The sequence below is a fragment of the Paenibacillus ilasis genome (assembly GCF_043195395.1).
GTDB lineage: Bacteria > Bacillota > Bacilli > Paenibacillales > Paenibacillaceae > Paenibacillus_AQ > Paenibacillus_AQ lautus.
Genome location: NZ_JBHDJG010000001.1, coordinates 1,854,242 through 1,868,517, shown reverse-complemented (window position 1 = coordinate 1,868,517; position 14,276 = coordinate 1,854,242). Strand labels below are relative to the sequence as shown.

Annotated in this window: 11 protein-coding genes; 2 read left to right on the top strand and 9 right to left on the bottom strand. The window is 47.7% G+C overall.

Annotated features, from left to right (window positions below; all coding sequences use genetic code 11):
* Positions 1–127 precede the first annotated feature (127 nt).
* From ACETK5_RS08820 to ACETK5_RS08790, 7 genes are all read right to left on the bottom strand, one after another.
* A complete protein-coding gene (locus tag ACETK5_RS08820) occupies positions 128–865 on the bottom strand; it encodes a LytR/AlgR family response regulator transcription factor (RefSeq protein WP_100537727.1) in 738 nt (245 codons plus the stop codon).
* A gap of 19 nt (positions 866–884) precedes the next feature.
* The gene (locus ACETK5_RS08815; RefSeq protein ID WP_394055158.1) at positions 885–2,636 is read right to left on the bottom strand and encodes a LytS/YhcK type 5TM receptor domain-containing protein; all 1,752 of its coding nucleotides are present in this window, start codon (positions 2,634–2,636) and stop codon (positions 885–887) included.
* Positions 2,637–2,844: 208 nt separating this feature from the next.
* On the bottom strand, positions 2,845–3,444 hold the full coding sequence (locus tag ACETK5_RS08810; RefSeq protein WP_326113230.1) for a GNAT family N-acetyltransferase: 600 nt from the start codon (positions 3,442–3,444) through the stop codon (positions 2,845–2,847).
* 15 nt (positions 3,445–3,459) lie between these two features.
* Positions 3,460–4,137: a DUF6320 domain-containing protein gene (locus ACETK5_RS08805; RefSeq protein WP_394055156.1), complete on the bottom strand. Its 678-nt coding sequence runs from the start codon at positions 4,135–4,137 to the stop codon at positions 3,460–3,462.
* Entirely contained in the window at positions 4,134–5,405 is a 1,272-nt protein-coding gene (locus ACETK5_RS08800) for an alcohol acetyltransferase (protein WP_394055154.1), read from the bottom strand. The genes ACETK5_RS08805 and ACETK5_RS08800 overlap by 4 nt, the downstream gene beginning before the upstream one ends.
* A gap of 77 nt (positions 5,406–5,482) precedes the next feature.
* Complete coding sequence (locus tag ACETK5_RS08795) at positions 5,483–6,094, bottom strand: YkoP family protein (protein WP_394055152.1); 612 nt, start codon at positions 6,092–6,094, stop codon at positions 5,483–5,485.
* A 326-nt stretch (positions 6,095–6,420) separates the two neighbouring features.
* A complete protein-coding gene (locus ACETK5_RS08790) occupies positions 6,421–7,023 on the bottom strand; it encodes a TetR/AcrR family transcriptional regulator (protein ID WP_394055150.1) in 603 nt (200 codons plus the stop codon).
* Between the two features lie 149 nt (positions 7,024–7,172).
* Here ACETK5_RS08790 and ACETK5_RS08785 point away from each other — a divergent pair, with 149 nt between their 5' ends.
* Both ACETK5_RS08785 and ACETK5_RS08780 read left to right on the top strand, forming a co-directional pair.
* Positions 7,173–8,573, top strand: a complete 1,401-nt coding sequence (locus tag ACETK5_RS08785; RefSeq protein ID WP_394055149.1) for a cytochrome P450 — start codon at positions 7,173–7,175, stop codon at positions 8,571–8,573.
* Positions 8,574–8,736: 163 nt separating this feature from the next.
* Complete coding sequence (locus tag ACETK5_RS08780) at positions 8,737–11,127, top strand: Ig-like domain-containing protein (RefSeq protein ID WP_394055147.1); 2,391 nt, start codon at positions 8,737–8,739, stop codon at positions 11,125–11,127.
* A 351-nt stretch (positions 11,128–11,478) separates the two neighbouring features.
* On the opposite strand, the gene ACETK5_RS08775 is transcribed toward ACETK5_RS08780, so the two are convergent.
* Positions 11,479–12,939, bottom strand: coding sequence for a chitinase (locus ACETK5_RS08775; protein ID WP_100537736.1), 1,461 nt, complete (start codon positions 12,937–12,939; stop codon positions 11,479–11,481).
* Between the two features lie 634 nt (positions 12,940–13,573).
* Positions 13,574–14,215, bottom strand: a complete 642-nt coding sequence (locus tag ACETK5_RS08770) for a YdcF family protein (RefSeq protein ID WP_326120329.1) — start codon at positions 14,213–14,215, stop codon at positions 13,574–13,576.
* Positions 14,216–14,276: the final 61 nt, after the last annotated feature.

Genomic DNA, 14,276 nt, shown 5'->3' with positions numbered 1-14,276 from the left:
TTTTGAACTAACATGTCGTCAAGACGCATTAAGATGTTCAAATTGAAGGTTATTATGCATATCAAAGGGCTCTCATGAAGTCTACATCTGCATCATGAGCATCCCATCCTTATCGTATCCACGTTTACTAAAGCTCTAAAGCTTCTCGAAATGCCTTGGCATAATTACGGCTTACGGCTAGTTTGTCGCTGCAGCCTTTCAGCTCCAGCTGGAATGCGCCGTTAAACCAAGGAACCAGGCTTTTGACATAATTAAGATGTACCACATAGCTTTTATGAATCCGGAAGAACGGATACTGCCGAAGCTTCGTTTCCAGCTCCTTCAACGGTGTTTTGACATGATATTGCTTATCGACTGTGACAATTTTGGAGTATGCATCCTCGCGTGAGATATAAATAATATCATTTGGGTCTATGAACTTGATTTCCCCCTCCACATCCAGCGACAGCTTGCCCGAAGATTTTACATGCCCGCGTTCTGCAAGCTCTTCCCTCCGTAATGATTGCTCAAGGCGCCTCACCGTTTCCGCCAGTCGATCTTCATCAATGGGCTTTAACAAATAGTCCAGCGCTTCAAACCGGAAGGCCTCTACACCGAATTGAGGGTATGCCGTGGCAAATACGATTTTCGGAGGAAGCTTCAGCTCGTTCATGGCTTTAGCCGTTTCAAGCCCGTTCATTAAGGGCATTTCAATATCCAGAAATACGGCTTCCGGCTTCAACTGCATGGTCTTTAACACCGCCTGTTCCCCGGAATCCGCTTCCCCAACGATCTCCAATGTAGGATGCTGCTTCAATAAATAAATCAGTTCTTCCCGGCTGTACCGTTCATCATCCACGATGAGTGTTCGAATGCGTTCGATCATGTGTAAGAAATCCCTGCCTTCATGAATGGAGTTTTAGGTTAACGGCTGCGGGAATCTGAAATTGGATTTCTGTCCCGACCGCTTCATCACTTTGGATGTTTAATGACGCATGGGGCCCATACATCAAGGCCAATCTTCTGTTCACATTATACACAGCCATTCCCGTTCCCGATGAAGAATCGAGCATTTGGCGACCCAATAACTGAAGCCGTTCCGGCGTAATCCCCGTTCCGTTGTCCTTGATTGTAACGATTACACCAGCAGCCGGATCACCCTGAATTCGGATAAGTATGACACAATGGTCTGTTTTGTTTCTGAAACCGTGGCGTATGCTGTTCTCTATTAATGGCTGCAAGGTCAGCGGCGGGACAAGCGCCTGCAGCGCAGAATCCTCTACCTCATATTGGATTTGCAACTTATCCTCGAATCTGGTTTGTTCAATGCTCATATAGGATCTTATATGCTGCAGTTCATCCTGCAGCGTGGCCTTCTCGGCGGTTGCGGCGGTCAAATTCTGGCGGATATAGTCCGATAGACTTCGCAGCAGCTTTCTTGCTTTCTCCGCATCAATCCGTGTTAAGGAGAGGATGGTGTTTAATGCATTAAACAAAAAGTGCGGATGAATTTGTGCTTGAAGCGTCTTGATCTCAGCTTCCCTGGCAAGTTCCTTGGTTTCCTCCAATTGAGCGGCCTCCAGCTGGTAGCTTAACAGCATCGTAAGACCTGACATCAATTCTGTCGTAACGTGGGTAATGTCCTTCGGACTTCGAAAATAGAACTTTAGGGTGCCCACGGTCACTTCTCCCTGTTTCAAAGGTCCGATGACAGCCGCTCCCAGCGGACAATCCGGCTTCTGGCACTGAATATGCGCCCGATCCGCGATCAGCTGCTCCCCTTGTTCAATGACCCGACGCGTCACTTCCGTCTGCAGCGGACGTCCTGCCGCATGATGATCATCCCCCGTGCCGACATGGGCCAGAATCATCCGATCATTCGTAATCGCAATCGCACTGGCGTTGACTTCCTCGTAAAGAATCCGGCATACCGCTTCAGCGGATTGCGCATTCATCCCCTGGCGCATGTATCCAATGGTCCTGCGGGCAATGCGAAGAGAAGCTTGAGCCTGCTGAGCCGCTACCTTCTCCTCTTCATTCAATACGGATCGAATAATGAGCAGAAACAAGGCACAACCGATCCCGTTAGCTACAATCATCGGAACTCCAATATAGCCGACCAAGGACATCGCCTGTTCGAATGGTCTGGACAAAAGCAGGATGATCAGCATTTGAAGGGACTCCGCCAATGCCCCCATTAGAAGCGCAGCTGAGAAACGAACCTGCTCATTCTTCTTATGAAACAAGCTGGCCTGAAGACCTGCGAGTATGGTCGCGAGCCCGCAGGCCAAGCTCGTAAATCCCCCTAATGTAAAACGGTGAAGCCCTGCTATCAGTCCTGCACCGAGCCCGATTCTGTAGCCTCCGAACAATCCGGCCATGACAACACCGACAACCCTTGAATTCGCAATCGCTTCGTCTCCGGAAACCTGCATCATCCATTTGTTGACTTCAAGTGATTCGGTGTTCACCGTAATGCCGGTATACGTCCCGATTATTCCTAAAATACCGAAAACTAATATGGCCTGAAGCTGTTGTACAGGCGTCAGCTTGTCCTGACTTATCATCGACCGAAAGAACCTCAACCGGGTTACGATAAATGCAATCGTCACAATAATTCCAATCCGCTCGGTCATTGTAATCAGCAGTTCAAACATGGCGTCACCCCGCAATCTGACTTTGAGTCGGTTATTCCTCACCATTGATTCCTTATGAAGGTTGCCGTAAACCTGGCAATACATACTAAATTATCATGGCTGAAGCTTAAAAAACAACAAAAAACCTCCCGCTTCAATTATATCTAAAGCGAAAGGTTGTTAACTCCAAATGGTCATATTCGTGTGAGAATCTAATTTTAGATGAATATCACCTTATAAACGGCTTTCTCCATTCCATATAAATACGGTCGTTAAAGCCTTTCTCCCCCGAGTCATCCTCGGATATGCGTTTAAACTCCCGGAATCCTAATTTCTGATATAACCGAAGCGCGGTTTGGTTGCTGTCGGTCACTTCCAAAACATAACGCTTGTATGGCAGCTCCTCCATGACATGCTTCATTAAGGCGGTGGAAACGCCTTTGCCGCGCGCTTTCGTGGTAGTTGCCACACATTCGATATAACCTGTCTCGTCATCATAGGGCAATGCCGGGTTAAATTCGTTTTTCATGACGTTATATGCAAACTCCCCTGTCTTGTCTCCAAATGCCTCCTGAAGCGGAGCTGATTCGACCGGCATGGCCCGCTGCCCATGATGGGAACAGGCTAAAATCCCGATAATGATGCCCTGGACCTCCGCCACATAAAACACCTCAGGACTGAACAGACTCCGGAAGGCTTTCGTTAACGTGTTTCGGTCCTGGGTAAAATAGGACAATTCGTTATAATACCCATCAACAAACACTTCCGCGACTTCCTCGCGAACGTCTCGTTCATATTCTGCCATTCTTCTAATCGTAATGGAGCACATCTTGTTCTCCTCCTGTCAAAAATGTAATCTGCGCTTCATATCCTTACGGAATCCCTTATCTGCAATCAAACACATCCCGCCAAACGTTAATAAGGCATATACAGCAGCCGCAACGGCTGTCCATAATACGTGCGACATGCCGATGGCATACAGTAATAAGGGCACAAACCCAAGCAAGATCAGGGTCAATAAGTAACCTGCGAACTCACGCCAGCGCATTTTTCTGGTGCAGCATATAACGGTAATCAGAAGGGTTGCCGCCATCATCAGGAACGGAATGACATAACCGGTCGACCAGTAATTCGTACCCGCTGCCACGTTAAGCCAAAGCAGCATGCCGGACAGCCCGAGCAGCTGTACGACGATTTTGCCTCCGAGATGCGACTTGGACATCAAGGTATGTCTGATGAACAGCCATGCATAGAGCACGCAGGGCATGAGATACAGGCTCCACCATACTTCGTGATTTCCGAGAATATTTATAAGCACGGACAAACCGATGACGGACACTGCAATGAAGGTAAGCCACTTGGATAACAGACTGCTCGCACGCTGCTCCTCTACAGCCTCATAGACGGGATACCAAGAATTGCCTATGGATGGTGCACCGCCCTTACCATGTAAATTTCTTCGGCATAAGGGACAGGTTGCGTGCGCAGGCTCTACGGATACCCCACAGCTCTCGCATCTCATGCGCCCATCCCCCAATCGTTGCTGACAATCCTGATATCCAATCCGCTCAGGCTGGCAAGCTGATGAAAAAAGTGCCTGATCACATCGCTCTCAACGATATTCCTGGCAAAGGTGATGGTAAGCTGGTCATTGATCGAACTGACGGCACAGTTCATGGGACTCTTGGCCGTAGGATACATCGTGGTTTCCATCGACTCGATATGCGCAGCCATACTCGCAGGGATGTCGATTCGGCCCAGATTGGTGAGCGTAAGCGTTTTGGCCTCTTCGCCGTAATGGTCGAATCCATAACGAATCGCCAGATCCTTCAATTTCAGCGGCGTAAATCGGGATATCAGGTTCTTCTCGTATTTCATGCTGCCGGCCATCGCTTGGCTTAGATAAGACTTCGTAGTTTTCTCCTTCATCTGTGCATGCACGATACCTTGTACCTCATCCAATGTCATGCCTTCCTTCATTTGTACGCCAATATTGATGACCGCAAAAAAGTTGCGCAGGCTGCTCGAAGGGAAGATTTTTCGCAGGTTCACCGGCATGCTGATCACAATCGGCCGATTCCCGTTGTTAAAGGGCAACGTGGTCTCATAAACCGCCATGATCAAAATCGCTGTCAGGTACGCGGTAAGGGTCACTCCCTTCTGCTTGGCCAGGGCATTCAGCCGCGAAGCGTGAATCATGCCGTGGATGACGTTGTGTCCATAAGGCGAGAATCGGGTACCGGGAATTTGCAGGGCCTCCGGCATTCTGGAATCGGCCGTGACCGAAGTATAATGAGCTTTAAAGCTGTCCTGTGCTTCGGCATAACGGGCAAATGAAGCGGGCGGCAGAATCAGTCCTTCCTTGTCCTCCACGTTCTCACCGAGCAGATATAAATACTGGAACACCAAGGTTTTGAGGAACTCCAGTGCCCCTCCTCCGTCCGTCAGTGCATGGAATATCTCCACGCTGATCTTGTTGCCATGATATAAAACCCTTACCAAGCTTCCGTTCTCAGTCGAGAGGGCTGCAGGAGCACAGGGATAGGTGGATTCCGGTTCCACCATCAATCGCGTCTCCTTCTCCCGCAGGAATTTCCAGAACAGGCCATTTCTAAGCTCGACGTTCAATAGAGGGAATCGCTTTATTACGCTATCCAGCGCCTGTTGCAAAACCGATGGCTTCACGTGACTTGTCAGCATCATCGACAACCGGTAGGTTGATGAATTCTCCCTTCCCGCAACCGCGGGAAACAGCTTCCCGGCGTGGTCAAGTTTATACCATTCTTCCATCTGTTGCTCTCCTCGTTTCTTTTTGAACTCCTGCACACAACAGCCTTACTTTATGTACGTCGCCATGCCTCTTTCACTCAAGCTTCAACCGCAGCGGATACCAAGACGGCATGCCCCTCTTCACGTGAAGGCCGCTTATCCGCCACTGAAAATCGCTTCAACAGCGATGAGCGGGTATGTATCAACATCATGGGAACGAGTAATTCGGTTCTTCGATCAATCCGGCTTTTGCCATCCGGATGCATCACGGATAATAGCATTCGCAGGTAGGAAGTGGTCAGCTTTTGGAACAAGTCCGGCTTCATCGCTTGATGCTCAAAACCAAGCCCATGCGTTAATCCACGGTGCAGCAGGGTAATCCCGACCAATGCGCTGACCTTGCTGAACTCGGACTGGTCTTCATATGCACGGCAAATCTGCAGCATGGACTTTCTTGCAAGTCTTGCTATTTTCAGAGCCGCACGATCCGGCCCTTCCGATCGGATTAGTTTCAGAATCGTTTCATTATCTAAATGAAGCTCGCCTACCAGATCTCCATTCTGAATAACCGTCGAGTCCTCGCAAACGATGCACTTTCCTCGATGCTTCTTAATCATGACCGTGCATATGCCAAAGCGCGAGATATGCGAGCTGCGGAACCTGGAAATGAAGCTGAAGATACGTTCCCACATCATCCAGGAGCTTTGCATGACGGTTTTAAGTAATTTTCGCAGCAGTTGGAACACCCCACTATTTTTGGATTGAATATTTCATTCGATGTTTCTCCGGTAGAAATCCGTTAATCTCAGCATAAAGCAGATCTGCACAGGTTCACACCGTCTCAGGTATAGAGTTGCTCTCGGTCTCAAGACGGAAATGAGGATAAAAAAAGCTGCGTCGTTTATTACTCCTGATGATCCTGGATCACAATGAAATGTCTTACAATCCATTTAGCTTATGACTTTGTATGCAAACCAAAACAACCCTTGGTCTGCACCAAAGGTTGCCTCGCCTTGACTCCTGTATCAACAACTCATTAAGCTCTCTCTGTCCCGGAGTGCTCCGGTTTCCCAATCAAACCATAATAAAACAGGCGATCGATATCCCGAAGCATGGTAGGACTCGCTTGCGTAATGAACCCCGGGCGTGCCAGCGCCTCCTTAAACACTTGAATATAGAACAAAGCCGCTTCTATCGATATTTCTGGATCAATAACCCCCTCCTGCTTGCCTTGCTCAATCAATTTCACAAAAAAGGGAATCGTTCTCTCCTTGTAAAATGTCTCGATCAGCTCTCGAACAGACGGTTCATGGCTGATTTGAATAAGATCCGCGTTAATCTGATCCACGCTATTCATTCGTGCTCCCAGCAGCAACTCCAATTTTTCCTGAAAAGGGATGGGCTTATCCAGCAAACTCTCATACTCATTCATGATTTTACTCATATAATCGACAAACGTCATACGAACAAGCTCTTCCTTGCTGCCGAAATAATTATAAATGGAGACGGGGGACACGCGGGCGTGTTTGGAGATTTCTGTAATGCTGGTCTTATCGACTCCATATTTGCTTATCAAATCGAAGGTTGTTTTCATAATTTGTTCTTTTTTCTTCTCCGTGCGTAGTTGATAACCGTTCATATCCTCACCTCTCGCATAAAACTATACTGAATGTTTTGTAATAATGCAATTCATATATTTCAAAAATATGTTGCTCAGTTTCCGCGAAGGGGTTATTATGAAATATATGAATGATTTAATTACAAATTATAAAAAAGGAAGTGTGTAATATGAACCGTATACCAGGACCTGATTCCGCCCTTGGCTGGAGGATCCATATGTTTCATTTCTTCCGCAGTCCGTTCGCATTTCAGCATAAGTTATTTGAAACGTATGGTAAGCTCGCTGCTCTGGGAAAAAGCCACAAGCCTTCTTCTGTCTTTGCGTTTGGACCCGAACTGAACCGTCAAATCCTGTCCAACCCGAACTTTTTCGAGATGAGCACGGCTCTTGTTAAGATACCCAAAGATACCGTAATGGGGGATTTATTCTACCATAATCTCCTGCTGATGAGCGGTGAAAAGCACAAACAGCACCGCCGCCTGATACAGCCCGCCTTTTTGCATGGACAAATTGAAAAATACGGCCAGGATATGGCAGGCACAACGGAACAGTTGGCAGACGAATGGGGAGGACGTACCCGGATTGACATCAACACCGAAATGAAAAAGTTAACGCAGCGCATCGCGCTTAAGACGTTATTTGGTGTTCATAATAGTGAACTAATGGATACGATGGGGACGCTGATCAACCGGTTTACGAAATCTTTTCTGCTTACTACGCTCGCTCCCCTTAATCTTCCGTTCACTCCATATCGTCGCTCTCTTCGTACTGCACAACAGCTTAATACTCAAATACGGTCCATGATTCATAAGAAGCGGCAAGAGGCTGATGCAACGGATGTGCTAGCCGCACTAATTAGAGGACATGATGAGAATGGCTCAACCTTAACGGATGAGGAGTTAGTCGGGCATGCATTCTCAATTTATACAGCTGGTCACGAAACCACCGCAAATGCTTTGACTTGGGCTTTTTTTCTACTGATACAGCACCCGGATATCTATGCAAACTTGATGGAAGAATTAAACGTTGTGCTGGGTGGAAGCCCTCCGACACAAGAGACATTAGGCCGACTTCCCCTACTGGATCATGTCGTCAAAGAGAGTTTGCGTTTACTTCCTCCAGCCAGCATCGGCACCCGCATTACAGCTGCGCCTTGTGAGCTGGATGGTTATGCCCTCCCAGCAGGGACGAATATATTTTTCAGCCAATTCATTACTCATCGTCTTCCGCAGCTTTACGAAGATCCGAATCATTTCAAGCCGGAGCGGTGGGTAACCATGAAGCCAACAGCTTTCGAATTCTTGCCGTTCAGCGCGGGACCCCATATGTGTATAGGCTGGCATTTCGCCATGCAAGAACTTAAGATTGTCCTTGCTGTTCTTCTTCAACGTTATCATTTTTCGTTAGTGCGTCATGCCAAAATCACCCCGAATCTGATGATGCGGCCCGTTCACGGTATGCCTATGCATATAAGCCAGGAACATGGCAATTTTGAACGGGTTGACGTGCGTGGCACCATTCATCGGCTTATCGAATATGGAGTTGAACCTGCCTGCCATAAAAAATAATAATTTGACACGAACCCGACATCGGTTCTATTCGGTTTTTTTCGTAATATTAAAAAGTAAGCGCTTCATATTTACGAAAATGTATACTCCTAGGGAAAGTAAGTAATTGTAACTGCCGTAGAGTCCATTAGGTTTACATCATACTGACAAGGATGTGACTACGATGATGCTTTCACATTTACGTAGGTGCGGGCTTTTGTTTCTGGCGGCAGTTCTAATCTCTACAATCTGTATCCCTTCTCCCCATGCCAAGGCAGCAGCGTTGATTACAATCGATTCCCATCAGGAAGGGCAAACGCTTCAGCCGGGTGTGGCTGAGTTATTCGGGACCTACTCTGGCGTGTATGAGCTTCAGCTCATCGTAAATGGTGAGTTTGTGACAGATGTTCAGATGGATGATCCCAACGGTGATAACAGCGGGTCCTGGTCTTACAAGCTCGACACAAGTCATTTGGACGGTTCAGTCGAAATGGTGCTGAAAGCAAATGACGCGGTTACGCGTTACGGCATCTGGTCTCCTTGGATTCACCTGAACGTCGATAATCCTGCAGCCCATATTCCAAAAGTGGAGATTACCAGCCCTATAGAGTCTACGTTGCAGCGTAACAAAGTGGATATTAACATATCCGCTACAGGTAAAAATCCGATATCACTTGTTGAGCTGCGCATCGATGGTGGAGAATGGCTGCAGGTCTCCCCTGCCAAAAACGGATATCAATATACATTCGATTCGCGTCAATCCACGCAACAGGTTCACAGCCTGGAAGCCAGAGCAACCGATACTTATGGCAATACAGGCTATAGCCTAACGGTCTATGCAAGAACAGGGGGGAAACCCCCGGTTAACCAAGGTAAAAATCCCGCGACGGTTACAGATGCCGTCTATATGGATCTCATCCATCCTACTCAAGTTAGCGTAATAGATGAAGTATACAATCCCTCCGCGTCGAATCCTGAAACAGTAACTAGCAACACCTATACTCCGGAACCACTGCCGGATCAGGATCGAGCGATCTGGATCTGGGAAAATGCCTCCTACCCTCTCGTCCTGAATCCGAACTCCCGCGTTGTCCTCTCGTCCATGGCAAAGGATACAACGACCTTTCATCAACGTCCGATTACGACGCTTTATTTGGCTGTCGGTCAATATAACGGAACCAAAATGCTGGAGGATCATCGAAGCGAGGTTCAACAATTCATCGAGTGGGCACACGCCGAGGGTTTTCGGGTTCAAGCGTTGATCGCCGGCGGTACTACCCCACCTTACTTCGGAGCCTATAGTCGATATCAGACTCATGCCGTAAGGGAATTTGAGCAGATATTGAATTACAATTTGGCCTCAGGCGAGTCCGCACGTTTTGATGGCGTGAACTTGGATACCGAACCGTATATCCTGCCGGATTTCAAAACTGCAAAGCCTTCCGTCCAGATTCAGTACCTGGATATGCTGCAGCTGCTGATGGAACGTAAGCAGGCATCGGGACTCGCCTTGTCAGTCGGCGCAGCGATTCCAAGATGGTACGACACTTCTGCCGACGCCAGCAATATTTCATGGAACGGAAAGACGAAATGGCTGTCTGAGCATATTCAGGACACGGCCGATTATATCTCGATTATGAATTATCGCGATCAGGCCGAAGGCAGCGCCGGCATCATCGCGCAAGCGCTAAATGAGCTGGCCTATGCCAATTCGATCGGCAAGCCGAAGTCGGTTGTGATCGGAGTCGAGACGAAAGACATCGCGGATGGCGGGGATCCGGAAACCATCAGCTTTCATGAAGAAGGGCGAACTTATATGGAGCAGGAGTTAAACAAGGTGTACGACTCTTTTCTGAACGATTCGGCGTTTGGCGGCATTGCCCTCCATCATTACTCCTCGATCGTTGATTTTCCAAGCGAATGGGGCCCTGGCGGCTACGCATGGCAGCCTCCTTCCGACCATGAACCACCAAGCACGGTTAGCGGGGCAACAGCGGCCATGTTTGATTTTCAGCGCATTCATGTATCTTACAATATGGCGATGGATAACACGGCGGTGAATGCATATCGGATCTACCGCGGGACCGAAGCCGACTTTGAGATCGGACCCGCTACTTACGCCGGAACCTCCAAAGGACTTTCCTACAAAGATAACGGGCTGCTGCCGAGCACCACCTATTATTATAAAATCACGGCAGTTGATATCAGCGGCAATGAAGGAGCTGCCAGCGCGGCTGCTTCAGCAACAACAGCACCGTCCACCATGAAACCGATGGTGATTGATCAGATGACCGTCACCTACTCTGCCGGCATCGCCAGTGTCTCCATGCAGATGGTCGATATGGAAACAAGGCTGCCTGTTACAGCCAAGATCAGCGGACGATTCACCCATATGGCTGGCAAATATGTTAATGCCGGAACAAATGCGGAAGGCGTATTCCAATCGCAGTCCGAGCTCATCTCCGTCTCCCGAGGGGAGATCGGTTTCCTGCCGCGGCGCATCATGGCCGACTCCTATTACTGGGCCAGTGCTTATGACCAACTCCCGTACCCGACGGTCATATGGGAGCCCTGATCCACAGTTTGATTGTAAATGCAATGGAGATTATAATCACTCTTCGCGAGGCAGCACTACGAATGCGGATCATGCTTCCGATCCCTGTTGCCCCCGATTTCTTATTGTCCTATTATAAGGTTGAAATCCAGGGACAAAGGGGACCGCTTTCGCTTCTACAGCATGATTCCGGTCTGTAACAATATGGTCTGATACTGGATAGCGCGTGTCCAAGGACAGACCCTTTCGACCAGCCGAAACAAAACGGAAACCTCACTATGATAATGACGGTTATTTACCACCATCTATCAAAGAGAGGTTTCCTTCTATTAAATAGAATAATCTACTTAAATTGTACAAATATCATTCATGTTAAGGCAGCGTGTTCAAGAATGGTCTCACCGTTTTGGCAAGCGTGTAATTCGTGGTCGCATCCCAGTTAATGGACCAAGTCATCGCTCCCTGGATATCAGGGTATTTAGCAACGGGTTTATAACTTCCACAGCTGTTTCCAGTTGCTAGACAATTTAGCGCATTATTTACGACCGTTGGAGAGACATATCCGCCTCCAGCTGCTGAAGAGGTAGCAGGTACTCCCAATCCCAATTGGGAAGGTGACACCCATTGCAGTGTTAAGTCCGAAAGAGCCGTCAGGAAATCAACCGTTCCTTGGGAATAGCATTTACCGTCACGACCTAGCATGCATCCAGAATTATAGTATTGGACGTTAATTACCGTTGTAATATCCTTCAGATTGGTATAAAGCTGCATATAGGAGGTGTTTGGATTCTGCATGTCTATCGTTTGGGGTGCCATCGTCAGAACAAAATCATTTCCCACTTTTTGCTTCAATTGGCGGATTGCATTGGTTAAATTAGGTACATTCATGCCATGCTCCAGATCAATGTCTATCCCATCAAGACCAAATTGAGTGATGATTCCGTACATGCTGTTCACAAAGTTCGCTACATTCGGGGAAGGATTATTCAAATTAATGTTTCCCATTTCCCCTCCAATGGATATAATGACCTTCTTGCCTTGAGCGCGTTTTGCCTGAATATCCGCGATCAGTTCGGCATTGGTGTACCCGCCAAGCGCTGCGGATAGCGCAGAATCCACAGTGAAAGTGACACCACCAGGGTTAACAGGGTCCATCTCGGCAAACGCTAACACAATGATGTCGTACTGATCCGGTATATCTCTCACTTTCAACTTGCTCGCACCATTGACAAAGTTCTGCCAGTACCCTGTCAATATATGCCTCGTCGGCTGGGGACCTCCTGTTCCTTCTGAAGTGGTTGCATTCACGGTTGCACTGGCAGGAGAAAGATTCCCGGCAGCATCCTTAGCAATGACCTTAAAAGAATAGGTCGTGTTCGGTGAAAGGCCCGTTATTATCGCTGTCGTACCGGTAACCGAAATGGCAAGGGATGTGCCTTGGTATACATCATACCCTGTCACGCCTACATTGTCCGTAGAGGCTTGCCAGGATATAGTAACACTTGAAGAGGTGACTGCGCTTACAGTTACATTCGTAGGAGTTGTCGGAGCTACAGTATCACCACCTCCACCGCCTTGAACAAACTGCCACAATGCAGGAACATTAGGCGGTTCCCATCCGGGTAATGAGGTATGAGCTTGAATTGCTTTATACGTTTTTCCATCGTACGTCACGTTGTCGTTTACGGCATAAGATACATTGGGTGCCCAAGCGCCTCGTTCTGCTGCAGACGCCTCAAGGGGAAAAAAGTTCAACACCATAGACACGACGACCAATAAAGGCAACATCATCATTCTCGATTTGTCCAGCACTCTGGATAAACCCTTTTTCATCCATTAATCCCTCCTCAAAATAAGTGATAGTTAGCCTTAGCCTTTGTTGCGAAGACGACATCACCTCCTTTATAAATCACAATGGTCTTGCTAAATTCTCTAAAACTAGGTCGATACAACTTATTTACTCCATTTTGATTCATTTACATATTTCGTAAGTTGATTTATATGTAAAAAATTTACTTTATATGTTAATTTTTATCCATATCTCTAACGGATCAATTTGTGTATGTAAGAAGATTTTCAAACAAGATACGCCCGGGCCTATGGCCTGGGCGTGTGGTTGCTTCCCTATTTTGCAATACAAAAACAACCGCCCTCCTTGAAGTGTGTTCAGGAAAACGGCTCCTTCTATCATTGTATGTAATGGTGATAAAAACCCAACTCATCGTGAGGCAGCACTACGTATGCGGATTATGCTTTCGATCCCTGTTCCCCCCAGATTTCTTATTGTACTTCTCCAAGGTTGAAATCCGGGGGCAAAGGGGACCGCTCCGCTTCTCCAGCATGATTCCGCCTTCTCCGTTGGAGTCTGGAAAGCATCTATCACTCCGGCTATTGCCTTCTCTGGCCATCAGGTAAACTGCCAGCTCAATTTCGAGTCCACTCTGTAATGCCTACCTTAAGATTATTTTCAAATTTCAACATCCGCATCAACAAAATATCGGCCCTTTACCCCGCCAATCACTTTATTAAGCTCACTCAGCACCCGTTTCTCTTCAACAGGATCGGTCCACCAATTGTCACGTCTCCCTAGAGAACGATGGTCCGGACACCATACATACTCATACCAAGGGGGCATAAAGGTCCTGAGCATCAGTTGGCATCGGCGCATATGACCAGGTGCACTGACAAGCATGAGCCGATGGATTCGTTGTAACCCCAATGCCCGGTCAAGCACGGTTAGGGAGGCCAATATGTTTTCCTTCGTATGGTTGGACATCGTTTCAATAAAAATGGATTCTGCCGGAATACCCATTTTTATCGCTTGATCCCGCATCATAACCGCCTCAGGCTGCTCCCACTCGCCAAATCGGTCTCCACCAGTGAATAATATATAGGGGGCGCGTTCGCTTTTGTATAATTCAACCGCTTTCCATACCCGGTCCAGATTTTTTCCGCCAAACACAAAGATACAATCTCCGGTCTGCGTACCATCATCAATCTCCGTTTCCGCTCCGAACACCACCTTCGTGATCTGTTCTCTCGTTAATGTCTCTGGATTCATCTGTGAGATCAGCAGTATGATCGCCTCCCGTTTATCATGTTCATCCAAACGCAACCCAGGCCTGGTCGATTTCCATATCGATAAAATTACTCATTAGATTCTATAACTT